Raw genomic sequence first — 20,788 nt, forward strand, 5'->3', positions numbered from 1 at the left:
CAATTTCTAATTTTACGTTTAGCTTTCCCTCAAAGCAATCAATTTGCGCATTTTTTTTCTCATATTTCATTAAAAGTTTAATGTTGTTTCGGTTTTAATGAGTCATAAATGAAAGAGCACCTTTGATTATGCTATAGTTAAGTCATAAAGTATTTGCAACGGAGGTAGTATCGTGGATTTTGTTTTTTTAGGTACAGGCGCTGGCGTTCCGGCTAAAGCGCGTAATGTGACATCAATCGCTCTTCAATTATTGGAAGAGCGCGGGACGGTTTGGTTATTCGATTGTGGTGAAGCAACACAGCATCAAATTTTAAAAACGGCAGTCAAACCGCGAAAGATTGAAAAAATTTTCATCACCCATTTGCATGGTGATCACATCTTCGGACTCCCTGGGTTTTTAAGCAGCAGATCTTTTCAGGGCGGAGTGGATAAATTGACCGTATATGGTCCGCATGGCATTGATGCATTTATTAAGACGAGCTTACAGGTGAGTGGCACTCATTTAAAATATCCATTGGAAATCATTGAAATAGAGGAAGGCGTGGCATTTGAGGACGAACAATTCACCGTGACGGCCATGGCGCTGGATCATGGCATCTACAGTATCGGTTACCGGATTGTAGAAAAGGATCGCCAGGGAAGCTTGCTCGTCGATCGGCTGCTGCAAGAAGGTGTGAAGCCGGGGCCGCTTTTTAAAGCATTGAAAAATGGACAAACGGTCAGTCTTGATGACGGCCGTATCTTAAATGGGAAGAATTATCTAAGTGCTCCGCAAGAAGGCCGGATCATCACGATTCTGGGTGATACGCGTGTGTGCAGCAATGCTCTCATTCTTGCTGATTCAGCGGACTACCTTGTTCATGAAGCTACATTTTCAGCAGAAGAATCTGAAATGGCATCCGCCTATTATCATTCGACCACCGTTCAGGCTGCAGAAACGGCTTTGAAAGCGGGAGCTAAGCATCTAATCCTTACCCATATCAGCTCACGGTATACTCCAGAGGATTCGGAGAGGTTAAGGAAGGAAAGCGAAGCTATCTTCGCAAACACGATCATGGCTGAAGATCTAATGGCCATTAAAGTTCCTTTATATTCAAAGGAATAGGGTAGCTGAAATCAAAGAGAATGTTTGATATAATTAATCAATTGTTCATTGGATATTTAAAGGAGTGTAAATATGACTGACCAAAGTAACCTACATACTAAAGCAATGGATTTTCTCTTAAAAACAAGCCGGACTTTTTTCATTCCAATCAGCTATCTTCCGAAGGGATTACAGGAGGCAATTGGAGCTGCATACCTTTGCATGCGCGCCATCGATGAGATCGAAGACCACCCCGATCTGCCTGCAGATACTAAGGTTACCCTGTTACATGCTCTAAGCGAGCTGCTTGGGGCGGATCATAGGGAAGAAGAACTTCAATCGTTATTTGAACCATATAAGGATTTTCTGCCCGAAGTGACCCTGCTTCTTTCGGACTGGATTCAATTTTGTCCTCCCGGTGCAAAAGCCAAAGTCTTGGAATCGACAAAGGAAATGGCCGAAGGCATGGCAAAATGGGTTACTAAGGACTGGCAAATTCATAATGAAGAAGAGCTCGATGATTACACATATTATGTTGCGGGTTTAGTTGGCGTCATGCTGTCCGATATGTGGAACTGGTACGATGGAACGGAAACGGACCGTGAACTTGCCATCGCATTTGGCCGTGGACTCCAAACGGTCAATATCCTGCGTAACCGTGAGGAGGATGCAGAACGTGGTGTGAACTTTTATCCGGATGGCTGGGGTTTCGATGAGATGCTTGCCCATACGGAACATAATCTTGCATTAGCCGATGCGTACATTGGGGAAATTGAAACGAAAGAGATCATCCAATTCTGTAAAATACCTTTGGAATTGGCAAAAGCCACATTGAAGGCCTTAAAAGAAGGCAAAGAAAAAATTGATCGTGCTACAGTTACCGAAATTGTTAATCAAGTAGTCGAACACTGATATTCCATTAAGCTGCTGTGAAAGTTATCATACCTTTCACAGCAGCTTTTTTTGATGTTTTACATTAAAAACTCGAAAAATTCTAAAAAGTTAAAATATATATTGGATAATTGGGACTAAACGATTATAATTTAGGACATAAAAGCGAAAATGCTGGCTTCGTTAGAAAGACATAGTCTTAAATAAGAAAAAAGGCGGGGGAAAATATGAAAAAGAAATTATATTCAACTGCAGCTATGACATTGGTCGCAGGGTTATTATTGGCTGGGTGTGGAAATGACAAGGAAAAAGATGCGGCGAAGGATGAAGGCGGAAAAGATACATTCAACATTGGGGTATCACAATTCGTACAGCATGATTCCCTGGATCAAGCATATAAAGGATTCCAGGCGGCATTGAAGGATAGCGACATCAATGCCAAATATGATCTTCAAATTGCACAGGGTGACCAAAATAACAGTCAAACGATCGCCAATAACTTTGTTGGGGATAAAGTGGATTTGATTTTTGCGAATTCCACTCCTAGTGCCCTAAGCGCTTTAAATGCGACCAAGGATATTCCAATCGTTTTTACATCGGTTACCGATCCTGTTGCGGCGGAGCTTGTTACATCTTTGGATAAGCCAGGCGGAAATGTGACGGGTACGACGGATTCCCATCCTGAAGCAATTGCCAAGTCAATGAAATTCCTAGCAGATGAACTTGGCGCCAAGACAATTGGAACCGTTTATAATACAGGGGAGCAAAATTCCGTCGTCCAAATAAAAAATGTGAAAGCGGAAGCGAAAAAAGCGGGATTGAAAGTTGTGGAGGCATCTGTCTCAACTTCTGCAGATGTTAAACAGGCAGCGGAATCATTAATCGGAAAAGCGGATGCTTTCTATATCTTTACTGATAATACAGTTGTTTCGGCACTGGAATCGGTCATTTCTGTGGCAGATGATAAAGATATCCCTTTGTTTGTTGGCGAGCTGGATTCCGTGAATGCGGGTGGTTTTGCAGCCTATGGCTTCAGTTACTATGATATTGGTTATGAAGCGGGGCAAAAAGCGGTTGAAATCCTGAAGGATGGCAAAAAACCCGGAGATATCCCGGTTCAATATCCACAAAAACTAAAATTGGTCATCAACCAAAAGGCAGCAAAAGATATGGGTGTTGAAATAAAAGAAGAATGGAAAGCAGATGCTGAGTTTGTAAAATAAACTCTGCTTTTGTTCGGGGAAGGAAGAAAAATATGTTCTCAGCCTTATTCAACTCTTTTGAGTCGGGAATGATTTATGCGATCATGGCACTCGGTGTATATTTAACATTCAGGATTCTCGACTTCCCGGATATGACAGTGGAAGGCAGTTTTGTGACAGGGGCCTCTGTTGCCGCCATTATGATCGTTAACGGTTTCTCGCCGATCATAGCCACGTTGAGTGCAATGGTTGCCGGGTTCATTGCTGGCACAATAACGGGTTTCCTTCATACGAAAGGGAAAATCAATCCACTCCTTGCAGGTATCTTAATGATGATCGCACTTTACTCCATCAACCTAAGGATCATGGGTGCATCCAACATTCCGTTGCTTTCCCAAACAACCATCATCACGAATATTCAGGATGCCTGGGCTGGCACAGGGGTGGACAATGTGTTGAATGGTCTTTTAACGATAGTGGGCCTCGGTGATAGCATGCCCAAAACGTGGGCCATACTAATTGTTATGTTGATTGTGGCTTTAATCATTCAAGCTGGAATGTCAGCTTTTTTAAAAACGGAAATCGGTCTTGCTTTACGTGCGACGGGTGATAATGAAGCTATGGTCAAGAGTTTTTCCGCCCATACAGGAAACATGAAAATCCTGGGACTTGCAATCGGAAATGCACTTGTGGCTTTCTCGGGATCCTTGGTTGCCCAATATAACGGGTTTAGCGATATTGGCATGGGGATTGGAATCATCGTCATCGGATTGGCATCCGTTATAATTGGCGAAGCATTATTTGGCTCAAAAACGATTGCACGTGCGACACTTGCGGTCATTGGAGGAGCGATCATTTACCGAATCGTCGTAACTTTGGCACTCCGCGTAGATTTCCTTGATACAGGTGATGTTAAATTAATTACGGCACTTATTGTGGTCGGGGCACTTGTCATTCCGAAAATTACCGATAAACAAAAGGAAAAAAGCCGAAAGAAAAGGCGGCTCAAAGAAATACAGATGCGCCATGGTGGGACTTCATCGAAAGGGGGAGAAGGATATGCTTCAGTTAAATCAGATTTATAAGGTCTTCAATGAAGGGACACCAGATGAAAAGCTAGCCCTTGGGAATCTTGAACTGCAGATGACTAAAGGCGAATTTGTAACAGTCATCGGGAGTAATGGAGCAGGTAAATCGACGCTGATGAACATGATATCCGGCAAGATTCTCCCTGATGCCGGTGAAGTCATCATTGATGGGGAAAACGTATCGGCCATTGAGGAACATGCTCGTGCTAAAATGATTGGCCGCGTTTTTCAGGATCCGATGCTGGGGACGGCACCACATATGACGATTGAAGAAAATATGGCGATTGCATATGGCAGAACCAACAGAAGAGGTTTGGGCTTCGGGGTGACAAAAAAACGGAAAGAGCTTTTTAAAGAATGTTTGGGTACCCTTCATTTAGGCTTGGAAAATCGGATGACTGCAAAAGTGGGGTTATTATCAGGTGGGGAGCGCCAGGCACTTTCATTGCTGATGGCGACCTTCACCGATCCTAAAATCCTGCTTCTTGATGAACATACAGCAGCACTTGATCCTTCCAGGGCAGAGCTTGTGACAAATCTGACGAAGGAAATCGTTGAAAAGAACCAGTTAACGACGTTGATGGTGACCCATAATATGCAGCAGGCCATCGATCTTGGAAATTCCTTGATCATGATGGATAAGGGACAGATCATTTTTGAAGCTAGAGGCGCTGAAAAGCAGAAGCTAACCGTTGAAAAACTGCTTAACGAATTCCAGCGCATTAAAGGCGAAAAAATGCTCAATGACCGTGCAGTGTTGATTTAAGATGATGAAAAGGCCCGACCCAGGTGAGATAAATCTTGGGTCCTGGCCTTTTTATTTTTGGGGTAATTAATCAGATCAGGTCTTTATTTACTGCACGAATGTCGAAGAAGTACTTGAGCCTAGGAAAAATGGTTATGGTGGGGTGCTCATTAACGATCTTGAATATAATCGATGTTAATCGCTGTCGGCTGTGCTCCATGATGAACTATCATTCCTTCTGTTATTTCCAAAAATCATTTTTATGAATGGCCTTTTCTTCGTCTTTTTAGTGGCAGCAGCTTCTTCAGCCGCGAGGAAATAATCAAATGGCTGGACAATTGGTGTTTCTAACGCTTCGATACGAGCTTCGAGCTTTTTAACGAGCTTGTGCATTTCTTCCATTTCACTTCTGTGCTGTAAAAGTTGATAGGATACAACATCGTCCGCTTTTGTTTTCAGTCCATTTTCAAGCCTGACGACTCGTTCTATCAGTTGATCATGTTCTTTATTCGTTTCGGAGTGTTTCTGGCCGGTTGCTTTTCTAATCTTTTTCTCTGATATACTGACCTTTTGGAGAATGATGCCCTCGTTCAGCTGATCTTGGATTTTTCTCAATAATGCAATGTCTTCATCTGAAAACTGATAGTGGCCAAGCTGATTCCGTTCTACCTCCATGTTCAATTGGGTGACCCAGCGTTGAATCGTACTATGGGAAACATTCAGTAACCGGGCAACTGCACTTGTATTCATCGAGATTCCCCCTTTTGTTGTTGAATTCGATAAGTATGAGGCAATTCCTTTACAGATGACAAAACAAGTATTCATTCGGCAAAGAAAGTGGATTTCCTACGTAATTTGCATGAGGACCAATCCGAGAAGGAATACTCTTGGAACCGATTTTGGCAAATGGTGAGCCTTGTTAGGAGATTTAAGAAGAAGCATTTGTGATGGTGTGGCTTGATGGTCAATCAAAACTATAAAGGGAAAATGATTCATATGTCGAATTACCCTTTGAAGAAGAAAAAAGGAGGAATAGTATGAACAGGATTAACCTTATAACTTTAGGTGTTAAGGATATCAATGAATCCTTAAGGTTTTATCGGGATGGGTTGGGATTCCGCACATCGATAAAAGAGGAAGAACCAGCAATCGTTTTTTTTAATAATGCAGGAACGAAACTTGCTTTGTATCCTTTAGAGGAGCTAGCAAAGGACATCAATGAGAAAGCACCGCCTAAGAAACATGGTTTCCCGGGGCTTACGCTCGCTTATAATGCTAAATCAATAGAAGAAGTGGATGAAGTGATCAACAAGGCTGAAAAGGCCGGGGGAACGATCGAGAAATCACCTCAAGATGTTATTTGGGGAGGATACAGCGGATATTTTTCAGACCCCGATGGTTACTATTGGGAGGTTGCGTATTCGAAGGATTGGAGTTTTGATGAAACGGATATGCTCATTATAAAGTAACGCGCACTGCGGAAGGGCTGGAAAATCAAAAGACTTGGACCTTCCCTATGCCTTCAGGAGTTGGATCATAAAAAAAGGGCTGTTGCCTAGCCACTGCCTATACGGGAGTGGCTAGGCAACAGCTGGTAATCATCATGTGCCTTTTACTGTGAAACTACATGCTTGGCAAGTTCTTTACTTATTTGATCGCCCATTCGCTTCGATTGCTCAGTCGCCTCTTGTACACAGGCAATGAATGCTTCTTGCACTTGATGTGCTTGAAGTGCTTTCAGACCTGCTTCAGTCGTTCCGCCTGGTGAAGTTACTTCCTTTCTTAGTACGGCAGGCGTTTTAGGTGATTTCTGTAACATATCGGCCGCACCCATCAGTGTCTGGAGAATCAATTGCTTCGCTGTTTCGGAATCGAGACCTATTTTTTCTGCTGATTTTTCCAATGCTTCGACCAAGTAATATATATAAGCCGGCCCGCTTCCTGATAAGCCTGTTACCGCATCTAGCTGGGCTTCGCCAACGACAGCTACGGTTCCTACCGTTTCAAAAAGGGTAATCGCCGTTTGTAATTGCGATTCTTTCGTGTGACCATTAGCCGCAAGGGCAGTTGCTGATTTTCCTACAGCTGCCGATGTATTAGGCATGGCTCGGACGATTGAGAACTGTTTGTTGGCGACTCCTTCCAAACTTGTTGTATGAACCCCGGCCACCACGGAAATGAACAGCATTTCTTCGCGAATGTATTCTTTTATTGATTGCATCGTTTCTAAAATATCTTTCGGTTTCACCGCCAGTACGACAAGGTTTGCATTCTGTACTAATTGCTGCAGCGATCTTGTGGCAGTTAGCCCGTATTCTTTCTTTAAATAATTTAACCGGTCATCATTGGATTTATTTGTTACAAAAATATTTGCTGGATCAATCACCTGTTGAGTCACCAGCCCCGAAATGATTGCTTCTGCCATCGATCCAGCCCCGATAAATGCGATTTTTTTCATATTTCTCGCTCCTTTTTCTTTTAAATTTTCGGTCTTTTTTTAAAAACAAAAAGACCCCTCATCCAATAAAGGACGAAAGGTCTAGCTTCCGTGGTACCACCTTTGTTCAACTTTTCCATAACAAATAAACAGAAAAGCTGCACTTGATTCCTCTAACGCGGGAATTACGTCAGGTTTTCCTGAAGGCTCATAAGGTAGGTTCAATAATGAGGGGGCGATGAAGCCTTTCAGCACATTCCGAGCTTCACTCTCTTTACGCCATCAATAAATTTACTTGGCCTTAATCAAAGCCATCCGTCTTTAATTACTTGTGATTATGAAGGATATATCAGTACTCTGTCAATGATAATATATGCATGGACGACAAAAAATAGACATGAATTATGTGAAAATAATGACAGTGATTAAAAATACATGTAAAATGGTAATTATACCTATATTTTATTGATAAGTGTACTAAAAATCCTGTCTAGCGTATAAAAAGATTTATATAAATATAATTTCTAAGGTGGAAAAGATTATGGCGAATTGGAATGGAGATATCGCAAAACTTGCATTGCCCACGCCATTTGCAGTGGGCGATGTAAATGTTTATGTTGTTAAAGGGGATGCTTTAACGCTAATTGATACTGGAGTTAAAACAAAACGATCAAAGGAAGCCTTGACTAATGGACTTGGTGATTTGGGTCTGGAATTGACTGATATCGAACAAATCATTTTAACCCATCATCATCCTGATCATGCAGGTGCACTCGATTTCTTTGAAAAGGATATCCCTGTTTATGGACATAAAAACAATCAGCGCTGGCTGACTATCAGTGATGAGTTCCTTGAAACCCATAATCGTTTTTTTCTTGATTATGCCACGAAGTTTGGAGTGGCAGAAGAGCTGAAAAATAAACTGATCCATAACCGCGATGAAATCAGCTTCCTTAGTCAACGGAAGCTGCATGGATATTTGGCCGAGGGGGATGAGCTTCCTGGTCTTCCAGGCTGGAAAGCGATCGAGACTCCAGGGCATGCGCAAAGCCATTTATCCTTTTACAGGGAAAGTGACGGTGTCATGATCGCGGGTGATCACTTGCTTGCTAAGATTTCACCTAATCCTTTAATGGAACCGCCTTTACTTCTGGGCGGTAAGAGGCCTCGTCCGTTACTGCAATATAATGCATCACTTCAGAAATTATTGGATTTTTCCATATCCACTGTATACTCCGGACATGGAACTGAAGTGGAAGGAGATGCGGTTGCTGACTTGATTCAATATAGATTCGAGCGGCAGCATAACCGAGCCATGCAGGTGAAAAGCATGCTTCAAGATAAACCTTTATCGGTCTTTGAAGTGTGTCAGCAGCTTTTTCCGAAAGTTTACCTTCAGGAAGTGGGCCTGACACTTTCGGAAACGGTTGGTCAGCTGGATTATTTAGAAGATTTGGGTGAAGTCGAAACAGAAATCCAATCAGGGGTCATTCTGTATTCAATCGCTTAATGTTCTCAAGGAGGCTCACTTTTTTGAATAAGTTACAAGGGAAAGTTATTGTTATTACCGGTGCTTCCGGAGGGATTGGCAAGGAAGTTGCAATCCAAAGTGCAAAGCAGGGAGGCCGTCTCGTCCTCTTGGCCAGAAGCCTGGATAAATTACAACAGCTAAAGAATGAACTAATCAACCAATATGGGGTTGACGCATATGCCTATAAGCTTGACGTTGCAGATACTGATCAGGTGACAAGGGTATTCAATGACATCCATGAACAAATAGGTGAAGTGGATGTATTGGTCAATAATGCCGGTTTCGGCACGTTTAAAGAAGCGCAGGATACGGAATTAAATGAAACGAAAGCAATGTTTGCTGTTAACGTCATTGGATTAATGGCCTGCACAAAGCTGGTTCTTCCGTATATGAAGCGGAGAAAATCGGGGCATATCATCAATATCGCTTCACAGGCCGGTAAAATTGCCACTCCTAAATCAACATTGTATTCTTCGACCAAGTTCGCAGTTCTTGGCTATTCAAACGCACTTCGGCTCGAGCTAATGGAAGATCATGTTTTTGTGACCACCGTCAATCCTGGGCCCATAGAAACGAATTTCTTTAACATTGCGGATGAATCAGGGACATATTTAAAGAATGTTGAAAAATTCATGCTTAACCCTGAAGATGTCGCGACCAAAATCGTAGCAGCGATGCTGACCAATAAGAGGGAAATCAATCTCCCTGGCTGGATGAATTTAGCTGGGAAATGGTATAACATGTTTCCAAAGATCACCGAATCTTTAGGGAAAAAAGCATTCTTCAAAAAGTAGGCCAGACTTTCTATAGCGCTACAAGGCGAATAAGGTCAGCAATAGATAAAACAAAAGGGGAATGTCCAATGACATTCCCCCTTTGTTTGAAAAAAATTTGAATAAATTGGTAACCGTTTCATTAGGAAAACCGTCTATTTTTTAGGAGGGATTTTCATGAAGATGATCGTAAACCTTTATATATATATAATTGTTGCCTTTATTCTGGCTAGCTGTCAATCTTCTGATAGGAATATGCATGAGGCCATTGATAAGGGGGAAAAAGGTTTCATTACGGATCTTGACGATAAAAGGATTTTGGTTAAAGGGACGTACTACAAGGTGACCAATGATACATATATTCAAGATCAACATGGGAATGATCTCGATTATGCTGACCTGGAAATCGGGATGAAAGTGAAACCATGGCACCGGGGCGGGGTCAAGAAAACATTTCCTGGGAAAGCGGAAGCGGAATTGATTCTTGTTTTGACGGATGCAAAAAGCTTAGCCGAACAAAGGGCGGTCACTGCTGCCATCGATCATGTCAGCAAAGCGGAAAGTCAGCGATTCATGATTCTCGAGGTCAGCCATTTGCCCTCAGAACATGTATATAATATCGAAATGATGAATCGTTCCAACTTAGATTCTTCATTCATGGTGACGGTTGAGGATTTAACGGATGAAATACTATATATAAAATAAAAGAAATGAATAAACCGGACTGAATCATTTATGAATTCTGTCCGGTTATTTTATGGGAATCCGCTCACAAGAATGAGCTCACGTCCTGGATTTTATAAAGTTTTCGCACCTAAATACTTTGGTTTCCAATAAGAATTATCCATATCCGCGATGGCTATTCCTTTTGAAGATGTAGCACTAATGAATTGACCATTTCCGATATAGATCCCAACATGTGATACTCCTGTTCTTCCAGAAGAAGTATCAAAGAATACAAGATCACCTTTAGATGGTGAAGATACTTTTAACCCTGTATTTGAATAGAGCAATGATGTTGTACGTGGTAAGGTAATTCCTTGTGATTTCTGGAATACATAATAAATGTAGCCTGAACAGTCGAATCCAGTTGGTGTTGTCCCGCCCCATTTGTAGGGCTTGCCGATTAAGGTTTTTGCATAGCTGATTAGGCTTGTATTATTGACATTATAAACACCAAGCGCATTAAATGTGCCTCGGCCAGCAATTCCGTCGGCAGTTAATCCTTTAGCTTTTTGGAATTTTTTTACTGCAGATGTGGAATACGTGCCGTAATATGTAGTCAGTGAACCTGAATATGTGAAATAACCTTTGGTTTTTAAAAGTTGTTGTAGTTGTTTGACATCGCTATGTGTCATTCCGGGTCTGAGGGTTTGATCTCCGATATTTGCAAAGGCTTGCAGTGGGGTTAGCATCATGGCAGATGCAACAGCAGCTGAAGCGATCCATTTCTTCATAATGTTCATTTCCTCTCTATCTATCTCTCTTTTATTCTTAACAATATTATCCTACAATACCATTATGACAATTAGACATAATTTTGGTTACAGTTTCATTACAAAAAATGAGTAGTAAGACTAAAATTAAATGGACGAAAGACTGTTGAAAGCAGTGAGGGGAATTTAAAAAACTATGCCTTTTGACTCATTCTAGATTATTCAAGCTCCTAATTGATCTGTTTTTAAAAAAACTATATGGATAATCAGTTTAAAATTGGTATTTAATCCGTTTTTAGGGTTCGTTATATTTTTGAAGGAAATTGCATTAAAAAGTAGAAAATTGTATGAAAACTTCCATTGAACAAGAACGTATATTCGGTTAAAGTTATGAATATAATAAAAGCGAACGTATATTCTTGTTAGGGTGAAGAAATGATGGATTATGGGACAATGCCGAAACAATCAATTATGTGTATCGATATGAAAAGTTTTTATGCAAGCTGTTCAGCGGTCATGCTTGGTCTGGACCCACTCGATTGTTATCTGGCGGTGGTTGGTGATTTGAAGAGGACGGGGAGCGTTGTGCTTGCGGCTTCCCCAAAGATGAAGAAGGAATTTGGCATCAAGACAGGTTCGCGGAGGTTTGAGATTCCGAATGATCCAAGGATTGTCGTCGTTGAACCCAAAATGGCGACCTATTTAAGGGTCTCGACGGAAATCACCCGCTTGTTCAACCGTTATGTGCCCAAAGAAGCGATTCACGTGTATAGTGTGGACGAAAGTTTTGTGAAAGTCGATGGTGCCGCTTCTTTATGGGGAGATGCCCAGGTGATAGCTGAAAAGATAAAAGATGAAATCGAACGGGAATTACAGCTCCCCTGTGCCATTGGAATTGGTCCGAACATGCTTATGGCAAAACTTTGCCTTGATTTGGAAGCCAAGCATAAAGGGATTGCGGAATGGAAGTATGAGGATGTGCCGAACAAACTTTGGCCGATTGCCCCGCTTCGTGAAATGTGGGGAATCGGCAGGCGCGTAGAAAAAACCCTTCATGGAATGGGCATATTCACGGTCGGGCAGCTTGCCAATTATGATCTTGAATTACTTGAAGCGAAGTTCGGAATTATGGGCAATCAGCTTTACCACCATGCGTGGGGAATCGATTTATCGGATATGGGGGCAACAATCATCGAAGGGCAAGTCAGCTTTGGCAAAAGTCAAATCCTGCTAAGGGATTATAAGGAGGAGCATGAGGTCAAGCAGGTCATGCTGGAAATTTGCGAAGAGGTTGGAAGAAGGGCACGTACCCACCGCAAGGCAGGAAGGACGGTCAGCTTAAGCATTGGTTACAGCAAGGATGAGTTTGGCGGAGGTTTCCATCGTTCGCGTTCGATTAGTGAACCGACTAACATTACGATGGAGTTATATAAAGTTTGCCTGGAGCTTTTTCATGAGAACTATAAGCAAAAAACGGTTCGGAGCATAGCGGTCACACTCTCGAATATTGTGGATGATAACGAAATGCAGCTGACTTTATTTGATGCTTCGCGCTGGAAAAAGCGGGAATTGAGTTACACGGTTGATCGAATCCGCCATAAATATGGACCCAAATCGTTATTGCGTGCAGTTTCGTATACGGAAGCGGGTACAGCCGTTTACCGAAGCAGGCTGCTTGGTGGGCATAAGGCGTAAGGTCGACTTTGAAGGGAGGGAAAAGAATGATTCGTGATCGCGGCCGTATCAAATGGACATCGATGATGTTGCCGGAGCATGTGAAGATGCTCCGGGATTGGGTGGTGGAGGATGGCCATGAAACGAAGCGCATCCTTGATGAGCAGCAACTGGAAGAAATGAATGTGGTAATGGGGGAAGCGATGGAGGAAAGAAAGGATGTCACGATCGCTCATTATGAAGGAAACCGGTATCAGCTGTTAATCGGCAGGATCCATTATTATAATGAGCTCACCCAAAAGCTTCATATCGTCGATCGCTTTCAGCAGGCTCACTATATCAAGCTTTCCGATATAGCGGATGTAAGGATAATGGAATGATGAGCGGAAGGACTGTTCTCGAGGGACAGCCTTTCATATTCGAAACGATATCGGTTCTTTTTAATGTATTTTCTTCTTGGTGAAAGGGGATCATCGGGGCAAAAGATAATCTGGGCGATCTTGCAGAAGGAAGCAGTATCATTAACAGAAACATTTTTATCGTTTATAATAGGGGAATGCAAAGATATCGGGAGGCATGGATCATGTATATTGAATGGACGGAAAGAGCCGCTGAGAAAATAGCCGATAAGGTTCAGGGAAAAGAAGGATATTTACAGTTGAAATATGATACTGATGGCTGTGGCTGCGTGGTAAGTGGTGTGACCGCGCTATGGCTGGTCAACGAACCTGAAGAAGGTACCGAAAAAGCGGAAACGAACGGAATTCCCCTATATGTTGAGAAATCAAAAATGATTTTTCTGGATGAAGTCATGAAAATAGACTTTGTTCCGGAAGCGAACAGCTTTCAATTAAAAAGTCCGAATCAAATCTTAAATCCGAGGATGAGCTATTTTAATAAAATCTAACTAGAAAAGAGGGAATCGTGGATACCCTCTCTTTTTCTGTTCAGACAAGTTTGAGAAACTGATCGATTTGATCTTCATATTCTTTTGGATTTTCATTATAAGATTGAGCGTGGGCCCCTTTTTTAGCGATGTACAGCTGCTTTGGGCCCTCTTTTGCTGCATATAATTCCGCTGTCATGGAAGCGGGAATGAAGCTGTCGTTTTCACTATGGATGAAGAGCACAGGGTTTCGGATGTTTTTCATATAATCGATGGGGGACACTTCATTTGTCCAATATCCATCACGGAGTTTGATGAACGTACGCCCAAGCGGAAACACGGTCCAAGAGGGAAATGGGATTTCAAGCTTGAGCTGGTGTTTGATCTGATCCTCGAAATTTGAAAATGGACAGTCGGCAATGTAAAAATCAGCACCATCTTCAAGCATTCCGGCATATAAAAGCAGGGTTACGGCCCCCATGGATTCTCCATGAATGCCAATATGAAGATCGGAACCTTTACGTCTTTTCAATTCATCGATTACGGCCTTCAGGTCGAATTTTTCATAATGTCCATAACTGCTCGTCTTGCCACCAGAATCCCCGTGCCGCCGGTGGTCATAAATGACGGCGTTGAATCCGCGCTTAAGAAAAATATTCATGTACTTAATCGAATTGACTTTGTTTTCCGTCACACCATGAGAAATGACCACCCATTTATTGGTGTCATGCGGTTCGATGAACAAGCATTTCAAGGAATATCCGGATGGTGAGGGTACCCAAATTTCCGTTTTAGGCAGATTATCAAAATCCTCCCTGATCAGGCGTTTAGCCATGATTTCACGATTCTGGATATAATCGGTTTCCTTCTTTTTCATGTACATGATCCGATTGGAAAAATAAATGCCGACGCCGATGATATAGGTTAGGATTCCAGCTATTGCAAACCACCATTTTTTCATGAAGGGTCCTCCTCGGTTGATTTTCTTTATTTTACCATGAGGGAAATGGGAAAACACTGTTTGAAAACCATAACGAGGAAAACGGCAGTCGTGATATAATAATTTCAAATAAATGGCCAGGAGGTTTTAAGGATGAAAAAGAAACAGCCGCGAAATCAAAATCAAAGCAAAAACCAAGATAAAGATTCATCATCATTGAAACTTGGTGATATGATCAATCAAGATATCATGTCCCAGCTTCGTCAAAAGCAAAAGGAACTGAATGAGGCTGAACAGGAGAAAAGGGCAGCGGAGGAAGAAAGAAAACGCGAAGAAAGAAAGCAGCGGGAGAAGAACAAATCATTCGAGGAGCTATTGGGTGAAAGCGATATGAACTGGAAGAACTATAAATAAAGAAAAAAGGGGGCAGTGTAGCCCATCCACAGGAAGAATCATTTTAAACGGATAGGGGAACATCCCTTACTGATATTCCTTTATTTTATAAAGCATAACGATTATATTTAAGGTAAGTTCGGTATGCATTCATATCGGATGGACTACTACTAGCTGGTGATGTGATGAAAAGTAAAATGCTGGAAAATCAATTATGTTTCCTTCTTTATGCAAGTTCAAGGGAAATGACGAAGAAATATAAACCTCTGCTTGATAAACTCGAAGTGACATATCCTCAATATCTCGTTCTTCTTCTACTATGGGAACAGGATACACTTACAGTAAAAAAGCTAGGGGAGCTGCTTGCCCTCGACTCAGGAACGCTTACCCCCATGTTGAAACGAATGGAGCAGAATGGCTTGATTGTCCGTGAACGTTCCATTGAAGATGAACGGTCTGTCATGATTAAGTTGACGGAAAAGGGGCTTGGTTTACAGGAAGAGGCCTGTTTCATTCCCGATCGCATTTCGGCTATATCGGGTGAGGATAAGAGGGTGGTTGAAGATTTGAAAGCTTCGCTGCTCCAACTATTGAAAACATTACAGGAATTGTAGGAAAAAGACGCTTGGGAACCCCAAGCGTCTTTTTGTCGGATTTTAATCTACATCTATTTCAAAGGCGACGTCCACATTGCCATTGATTGCTTTTGAATAAGGACACATTTGATGTGCTTTATGAACAAGGGTTTCAAATGTCTCTTTATCAATCCCGGATCCCTTCACAGCCAAAGTTACAGCCAAGCTGTACTGATGCATCTCACCCATCAAAAGACTGACGCTTGCAGTGACTTTGGAATCGAAAGAAATGTGTTCGATTTTACCAACTGATTGCAAAGCACTATCAAAACATGCAGCATATCCAGCAGCAAAAAGCTGTTCCGGATTAGATGCTTCAGGCATCTGTTTAGCCCTAGGTGTTCCAGGCATCGCAATATCAACCGTGAAGTTGCCGTCAGCAGAAATTGCCGTTCCTTCTCTTCCGCCATCAACTGTTACAGACGTTGTAAATAATGTTTTTGTCATCATTTTCCCCCCTATTTAATCCTTAGATTGTGCACAATTGAATTGTACAACATCATTTATAGAATGGCAATGAAAAAAGTTGAAAAACAATAATGATGGGAAACTTGAAAACGGTACAGAAGCAGTATGGCCAAGTAAACGATAAAACGATGGAACGGAAATAGGCTGCCCCTCCCGTTGGTTTAACGAGGCAAGGCAGCCTACAAAACGTCCTTTGAAACAATCAGTTCAGTTCATCATTTTTTATTCCAGGTGACTTTCATATTTGTTCGCTTTGGTCAACTGCTTCAAGATATCAAGCTCGGTTTTGGACAGTGAGGAGCTGTTAGCGGCCTGGCAGTTTTCCCGGAGTTGCTGTACCGAGCTTGCGCCTGGTACAACGGTAGCGACGCTTTGATGGGACAAAACATATTGAAGTGCCGTTTCATTAAGCTTCCTATCAGAAAGTTTGTCCTTTATTTGCGGAAGCAAATCTTTAAGTTCGTGATAGCTATAGTCAAGGTATCCATCCTCGTTTGCCTTTTTAAGCATTTTCTCACTAAGCAGCCCTTTAGCAAGCGGCCCGCGGGCGATGATGCTTATCTGATTGTTGGCCAAAAGGGATATCCACTCTTCTGGGCGGCGATCGAGTAGATTATACTGCATCATAACGGAATCAAGCTCAGACTTTTCAGTGAATTCCTTGATCACATTCGGACGAATTGAGGAAATTCCATAATATCGGATATATCCTTCTTTTTTTAGCTCTTCAAATGCTTCTGCCGTTTCTTCGATATTGTCTGAAGTGGTGCCTCCATGTAACTGATAAAGGTCGATATAATCAGTGCCCAATCGTTTTAAGCTATCTTTTACTGCCGTTTTAATATAAGCGCCAGATGGATCCCAGCTCCAGGCATCCTTATTTTCATTCCAACGGTTTCCAACCTTGGTGGCTATGTATACCTTATCGCGGACCGATTTTAAATTCTTTCCGACGATTTCTTCATTCATACCGAAATCATATAAGTCAGCAGTATCAAAATAATTGATTCCTTCATCTAAAGCGGCCTGTATGATTTCGGATGCCTGATTTTCAACAGTCCCCAATGACATGCATCCAAGCCCGATTTCAGATACTAGCATTTCTGAATTCCCTAGTTTGCGTTTTTTCATGTTATCCACTCCCTTTACATTCATTGTAAAGGAGAAATCCATTCTACTCAAAGAATTCACTTGATCCGTTTTAAAGGAGTGGGTGGCACCTGATGGTGTATGTCGGCAATCCAATCATTGATATAGACATATTGATTTTGCAATTGTTTTAGTTTTTGAATGATTTCCCAACTCTTTCCGGATAAAGTAACGCTTTTTTCCAATACGTAAACCTTCATTAAATCGCCCTCCCTCTCTATTATGGTAAAATGTATGAGGAATCATGCTGAAATTAGAACAAGGAGTGGTCAGGATGAAAAAATTTGAAGAAAAAACGCTGTCTTCGGAAAAAATCTTCACAGGAAAGGTAATCAGCCTGCAAGTGGATGATGTAGAGCTTCCTGATGGGAAAACGGGTAAACGTGAAATAGTGAAACATCCGGGAGCAGTTGCCATCATAGCTCTTACGGCAGAAAATAAAATCATCATGGTTGAACAGTACCGTAAAGCGCTGGAGAGAAGTTTGGTGGAAATCCCTGCAGGAAAGCTGGAAAAAGGCGAAGAACCGGTCCTATCGGCAAAACGGGAGCTTGAAGAGGAGACAGGTTATGAATGCGAAAAAATGGAGCACATCATATCCTTCTATACATCCCCAGGTTTCGCCGATGAATTGGTTCACCTGTATGTGGCCCACAATTTGAAAAAGAAAGAAAATGCGGCCCCGCTGGATGAAGATGAATTTGTCGAGATGATGGAACTCACGTTGGAGGAAGCCCAAACTTATATGGCTGAAGGAAAGATCCAGGATGCCAAAACGGCATATGCCGTTCAGTATCTGATGTTGAAAAAGGCGACATCATAAATGAAAGAGTTTTACGCTGACCTCCATATCCATATTGGCAGAACGAGAAGCGGAAGGGCCGTGAAAATAACAGGTGCTAAAACGTTAACCTTCAGCAATGTGCTGCAAGTGGCAAGTGAAAGGAAGGGCCTTGATCTAATCGGGATAATCGATTGCCATTCTCCTGAAATTATCGAAGAGATCGAAGCGGGAATTCAGGATGGCAAAATCACGGAAAAGATTGAAGGCGGTCTTCAATACAAGAATACAACCATCATTCCAGGCTCGGAGATAGAAATTTATGATCAGAATTGTAATGGACCAATCCATGTCCTCGCCTATTTTCCCACTTTAAAAGCGATGAAGGAATTCTCATCATGGATGAGCGGCCATGTTAAAAATATCACATTAAGCTCGCAAAGGATTTATTGTGATGGAAGAACGTTACAAAAGATGGTGAAGTCATTGGGCGGCCTGTTTATCCCGGCACATGTTTTCACCCCATTTAAAAGCTTATACGGGAAAGGGGTGCGATCCAGTCTGACTGAAGTATTAGACCAGGAGCTAATTGATGCCATCGAACTTGGTTTAAGTTCAGATACAGAAATGGTCAAGGATATCGAAGAGTTGGAATCCTATGTATTCGTGACAAATTCTGATGCGCATTCGCTTGGGAAAATCGCTCGTGAATATCAAAAAATCCAGCTTGAAGAACCAAGTTTCAATGAGTTGGCAAAAGCCCTTCAAGGAAAGGAAAATCGAAAAGTAACCGTCAATTATGGTTTGAACCCCTTATTGGGAAAGTATCATCAAACCGTATGTTCAGGGTGTTTACACCAGGTATTGAGGGATAGTGAAAAATGTCCTGAGTGTGGTAATAAGTCCATTATAAAAGGGGTGTCATCCCGGATCAAAGAACTCTCCATTTCCAAAATGAACGGAAGATATGGGAGGGAAAGACCGCCATATATCCACCAAGTACCACTTGATTTCATCCCAGGCCTTGGACCTAAATCCATGGAAAGACTGCTGGTGGCATTTGGAACCGAGATGAATATCCTTCATGAAGTTACGCTTGAACAGCTCATGGAAATCGTTCCTGAAAAATTGGCGGGCTACATCGATTCTGCAAGGAAAGGGACGCTTTCTTTTGAAGTGGGGGGCGGAGGCAAGTATGGAAAGGTCAAAAAGGAAAGCTAACCTGAAAAAAAGTCCTGACAGATGAGATGGTTAACTGTCAGGACTTTTTTTAGTATGTTGTTTTTGCATAAATTGAGGTGTCCCGCAATTCCTTGCCATCTGCACTAAGACAGTCATACCGCAAAGTTCCTTCAAAGGTATAACCTAGCTTCTCGGGAATCCGTCTGCTGGCAATATTCTTAGGGTCACAGCGGATTTCGACCCGCTTAGCACCATAATGGTAAAAAGCGAATTTGGTTAACTTCTCTATCGCTTCCGTTATGTACCCTTGTTTACTGTACCTCGTATCAATCCAATAGCCAATTTCAAATTTAGGGATATCCCAGTTAATTCGATGCAGACCAGTGGAGCCGATGAATTGGTCGTCTTCTTTCCTATAAATATGAAGTCTAATATCCTCTTTTAAAATAAAGTCCGCAAAAGCCTTCAGAACATTCCGTTCTAAAGTTTCCGAAGAGGCATCCTGATGGGCAAAGGGCAGCCACTGTTTCAATTCATATTTAGAATGGACAATGGCTTCGTAAACGTCAATGCCATCACCAGGCTGACAAGGCCTTAGATATAATCGAGGGGTTTCAATCTTCTCTGGGAAATCCATTAATATAGCTTTCATATCCTGCCTCCATATAATTAATATGGAAAATTATAACACGAATACAGTTAAAGGTGTTCTGCTGATGGGAAAGTTTTCTTAGCATAAATGAGAGAGTGAAAACATAGATTCTAGTAAGCGGAGTTGGGAGGATGAAAGATGAAAAAAAAATCTGTCGTACAAAATGCCGTAATGAAACATATTAACGAACATTCCTCATTATATGTCTTTATCACCGTGCTTTTTTTGATGGGTGTCATTTTTGGGGCAGTACTGGTGAATAGTTTGAGCTTTACCCAAAAGGAGGACTTGTTCTATTATTTATCGCAATTTTTCGGACAAGTTTCCAAAGGTGAATTTGCATCTTCGCATGATATGTTCAGCCAAAGTATTATGCATAATATAAAATATATCGGCGTCATCTGGATTCTCGGAATATCGGTCATAGGTTTGCCGGTCATCTTGGTTTTGTTATTTATAAAAGGAATGGTTGTTGGATTCACAGTCGGCTTTTTAGTCAATCAAATGGGATGGAGTGGGTTCTTATTATCGTTCGTCGCCATTCTGCCCCAAAATATATTCATAGTCCCGATATTCATCGTGATAACCGTCCTTGCCGTCTCACTATCAATGAAAATGATCAGCCGGATTTTCCTTAAGCAGGTCCGTGAGCCGCTTAAGCCGATAATATCACGGTATATTTTCTCGTTGGTTTTGTCGGGGTTATTTTTGATAACAGCTGCTGCATTTGAAGCGTACCTATCCCCTTCTTTAATGAAAAATGTCGTAAGCTTATTGGGTAATTGATGGAAAATTGCCCTTCCCGTAATTTTTTTTATCATTAACAAGAAATCTATTTTGA

The 20,788-nt window shown here is 41.8% G+C and carries 25 protein-coding genes; 17 read left to right on the forward strand and 8 right to left on the reverse strand.

Annotated elements, in window-relative coordinates:
- The first annotated feature begins 172 nt into the window (after window positions 1–172).
- From rnz to ACFX4L_RS03350, 5 genes are all read left to right on the forward strand, one after another.
- Complete coding sequence (gene rnz, locus ACFX4L_RS03330) at window positions 173–1,105, forward strand: ribonuclease Z (protein WP_284470264.1); 933 nt, start codon at window positions 173–175, stop codon at window positions 1,103–1,105.
- Between the two features lie 72 nt (window positions 1,106–1,177).
- On the forward strand, window positions 1,178–1,996 hold the full coding sequence (locus ACFX4L_RS03335; RefSeq protein WP_284470265.1) for a squalene/phytoene synthase family protein: 819 nt from the start codon (window positions 1,178–1,180) through the stop codon (window positions 1,994–1,996).
- A gap of 206 nt (window positions 1,997–2,202) precedes the next feature.
- On the forward strand, window positions 2,203–3,198 hold the full coding sequence (locus tag ACFX4L_RS03340; protein WP_377382951.1) for an ABC transporter substrate-binding protein: 996 nt from the start codon (window positions 2,203–2,205) through the stop codon (window positions 3,196–3,198).
- Window positions 3,199–3,230: 32 nt separating this feature from the next.
- Complete coding sequence (locus ACFX4L_RS03345) at window positions 3,231–4,262, forward strand: ABC transporter permease (protein ID WP_377382952.1); 1,032 nt, start codon at window positions 3,231–3,233, stop codon at window positions 4,260–4,262.
- Window positions 4,237–5,031, forward strand: coding sequence for an ABC transporter ATP-binding protein (locus ACFX4L_RS03350; RefSeq protein ID WP_061463961.1), 795 nt, complete (start codon window positions 4,237–4,239; stop codon window positions 5,029–5,031). The genes ACFX4L_RS03345 and ACFX4L_RS03350 overlap by 26 nt, the downstream gene beginning before the upstream one ends.
- A 174-nt stretch (window positions 5,032–5,205) precedes the next feature.
- On the opposite strand, the gene ACFX4L_RS03355 is transcribed toward ACFX4L_RS03350, so the two are convergent.
- Complete coding sequence (locus ACFX4L_RS03355; protein ID WP_284470268.1) at window positions 5,206–5,760, reverse strand: MerR family transcriptional regulator; 555 nt, start codon at window positions 5,758–5,760, stop codon at window positions 5,206–5,208.
- A gap of 287 nt (window positions 5,761–6,047) precedes the next feature.
- Between ACFX4L_RS03355 and ACFX4L_RS03360 the strand changes: the two genes are divergently transcribed.
- The gene (locus ACFX4L_RS03360; protein ID WP_377382955.1) at window positions 6,048–6,479 is read left to right on the forward strand and encodes a VOC family protein; all 432 of its coding nucleotides are present in this window, start codon (window positions 6,048–6,050) and stop codon (window positions 6,477–6,479) included.
- 143 nt (window positions 6,480–6,622) lie between these two features.
- Here the strand turns inward: ACFX4L_RS03360 and proC are convergent, their stop codons facing one another.
- Complete coding sequence (gene proC / locus ACFX4L_RS03365) at window positions 6,623–7,468, reverse strand: pyrroline-5-carboxylate reductase (protein ID WP_377382957.1); 846 nt, start codon at window positions 7,466–7,468, stop codon at window positions 6,623–6,625.
- Window positions 7,469–7,988: 520 nt separating this feature from the next.
- Between proC and ACFX4L_RS03370 the strand changes: the two genes are divergently transcribed.
- The 3 genes from ACFX4L_RS03370 (at window position 7,989) to ACFX4L_RS03380 (ending at window position 10,456) form a co-directional block, all read left to right on the forward strand.
- Entirely contained in the window at window positions 7,989–8,957 is a 969-nt protein-coding gene (locus ACFX4L_RS03370; protein WP_061463957.1) for an MBL fold metallo-hydrolase, read from the forward strand.
- The gene (locus ACFX4L_RS03375; protein ID WP_377382959.1) at window positions 8,957–9,772 is read left to right on the forward strand and encodes an SDR family NAD(P)-dependent oxidoreductase; all 816 of its coding nucleotides are present in this window, start codon (window positions 8,957–8,959) and stop codon (window positions 9,770–9,772) included. Before ACFX4L_RS03370 ends, ACFX4L_RS03375 begins: the two co-directional genes overlap by 1 nt.
- A 156-nt stretch (window positions 9,773–9,928) precedes the next feature.
- A complete protein-coding gene (locus tag ACFX4L_RS03380) occupies window positions 9,929–10,456 on the forward strand; it encodes a hypothetical protein (protein WP_284470271.1) in 528 nt (175 codons plus the stop codon).
- Between the two features lie 92 nt (window positions 10,457–10,548).
- Here ACFX4L_RS03380 and ACFX4L_RS03385 read toward each other — a convergent pair whose 3' ends face one another.
- On the reverse strand, window positions 10,549–11,208 hold the full coding sequence (locus tag ACFX4L_RS03385; RefSeq protein ID WP_061463954.1) for a C40 family peptidase: 660 nt from the start codon (window positions 11,206–11,208) through the stop codon (window positions 10,549–10,551).
- A gap of 414 nt (window positions 11,209–11,622) precedes the next feature.
- On the opposite strand from ACFX4L_RS03385, the gene ACFX4L_RS03390 reads away from it, so the two are divergent.
- The 3 genes from ACFX4L_RS03390 to ACFX4L_RS03400 all read left to right on the forward strand — a co-directional run bounded on the left by ACFX4L_RS03390 (window position 11,623) and on the right by ACFX4L_RS03400 (window position 13,768).
- On the forward strand, window positions 11,623–12,882 hold the full coding sequence (locus ACFX4L_RS03390; protein ID WP_377382961.1) for a Y-family DNA polymerase: 1,260 nt from the start codon (window positions 11,623–11,625) through the stop codon (window positions 12,880–12,882).
- Window positions 12,883–12,908: 26 nt separating this feature from the next.
- The gene (locus ACFX4L_RS03395) at window positions 12,909–13,241 is read left to right on the forward strand and encodes a YolD-like family protein (protein WP_284470273.1); all 333 of its coding nucleotides are present in this window, start codon (window positions 12,909–12,911) and stop codon (window positions 13,239–13,241) included.
- 203 nt (window positions 13,242–13,444) lie between these two features.
- Window positions 13,445–13,768, forward strand: a complete 324-nt coding sequence (locus tag ACFX4L_RS03400; RefSeq protein WP_089361456.1) for an iron-sulfur cluster biosynthesis family protein — start codon at window positions 13,445–13,447, stop codon at window positions 13,766–13,768.
- 40 nt (window positions 13,769–13,808) lie between these two features.
- Here the strand turns inward: ACFX4L_RS03400 and ACFX4L_RS03405 are convergent, their stop codons facing one another.
- Entirely contained in the window at window positions 13,809–14,708 is a 900-nt protein-coding gene (locus ACFX4L_RS03405) for an alpha/beta hydrolase (RefSeq protein ID WP_284470274.1), read from the reverse strand.
- Window positions 14,709–14,840: 132 nt separating this feature from the next.
- Here ACFX4L_RS03405 and ACFX4L_RS03410 point away from each other — a divergent pair, with 132 nt between their 5' ends.
- Both ACFX4L_RS03410 and ACFX4L_RS03415 read left to right on the forward strand, forming a co-directional pair.
- Window positions 14,841–15,101, forward strand: a complete 261-nt coding sequence (locus ACFX4L_RS03410) for a YqkE family protein (protein WP_061463949.1) — start codon at window positions 14,841–14,843, stop codon at window positions 15,099–15,101.
- A gap of 164 nt (window positions 15,102–15,265) precedes the next feature.
- Complete coding sequence (locus ACFX4L_RS03415) at window positions 15,266–15,694, forward strand: MarR family winged helix-turn-helix transcriptional regulator (protein WP_061463948.1); 429 nt, start codon at window positions 15,266–15,268, stop codon at window positions 15,692–15,694.
- A 42-nt stretch (window positions 15,695–15,736) separates the two neighbouring features.
- On the opposite strand, the gene ACFX4L_RS03420 is transcribed toward ACFX4L_RS03415, so the two are convergent.
- The 3 genes from ACFX4L_RS03420 to mciZ all read right to left on the reverse strand — a co-directional run bounded on the left by ACFX4L_RS03420 (window position 15,737) and on the right by mciZ (window position 17,532).
- Window positions 15,737–16,162 carry an Ohr family peroxiredoxin gene (locus ACFX4L_RS03420; protein ID WP_061463947.1) on the reverse strand — a complete coding sequence of 142 codons (426 nt, stop codon included), beginning with the start codon at window positions 16,160–16,162 and terminating at the stop codon, window positions 15,737–15,739.
- A gap of 243 nt (window positions 16,163–16,405) precedes the next feature.
- Entirely contained in the window at window positions 16,406–17,314 is a 909-nt protein-coding gene (locus tag ACFX4L_RS03425; RefSeq protein WP_284470276.1) for an aldo/keto reductase, read from the reverse strand.
- 56 nt (window positions 17,315–17,370) lie between these two features.
- The gene (mciZ, locus tag ACFX4L_RS03430) at window positions 17,371–17,532 is read right to left on the reverse strand and encodes a Z-ring formation inhibitor MciZ (RefSeq protein ID WP_089361452.1); all 162 of its coding nucleotides are present in this window, start codon (window positions 17,530–17,532) and stop codon (window positions 17,371–17,373) included.
- A gap of 74 nt (window positions 17,533–17,606) precedes the next feature.
- Here mciZ and ACFX4L_RS03435 point away from each other — a divergent pair, with 74 nt between their 5' ends.
- Complete coding sequence (locus tag ACFX4L_RS03435; protein WP_061463945.1) at window positions 17,607–18,155, forward strand: NUDIX hydrolase; 549 nt, start codon at window positions 17,607–17,609, stop codon at window positions 18,153–18,155.
- Entirely contained in the window at window positions 18,156–19,334 is a 1,179-nt protein-coding gene (locus ACFX4L_RS03440) for an endonuclease Q family protein (RefSeq protein WP_377382966.1), read from the forward strand.
- A 49-nt stretch (window positions 19,335–19,383) separates the two neighbouring features.
- On the opposite strand, the gene ACFX4L_RS03445 is transcribed toward ACFX4L_RS03440, so the two are convergent.
- Window positions 19,384–19,947 (reverse strand): GNAT family N-acetyltransferase, encoded by a 564-nt coding sequence (locus tag ACFX4L_RS03445; protein WP_089361450.1) that lies wholly within the window; start codon window positions 19,945–19,947, stop codon window positions 19,384–19,386.
- Window positions 19,948–20,085: 138 nt separating this feature from the next.
- Between ACFX4L_RS03445 and spoIIM the strand changes: the two genes are divergently transcribed.
- On the forward strand, window positions 20,086–20,733 hold the full coding sequence (gene spoIIM, locus ACFX4L_RS03450; protein ID WP_061463942.1) for a stage II sporulation protein M: 648 nt from the start codon (window positions 20,086–20,088) through the stop codon (window positions 20,731–20,733).
- The last annotated feature ends 55 nt before the right edge of the window (window positions 20,734–20,788 follow it).

The organism is Peribacillus sp. YIM B13482 (genome assembly GCF_042787975.1).
GTDB classification, from domain to species: domain Bacteria; phylum Bacillota; class Bacilli; order Bacillales; family DSM-1321; genus Peribacillus; species Peribacillus simplex_A.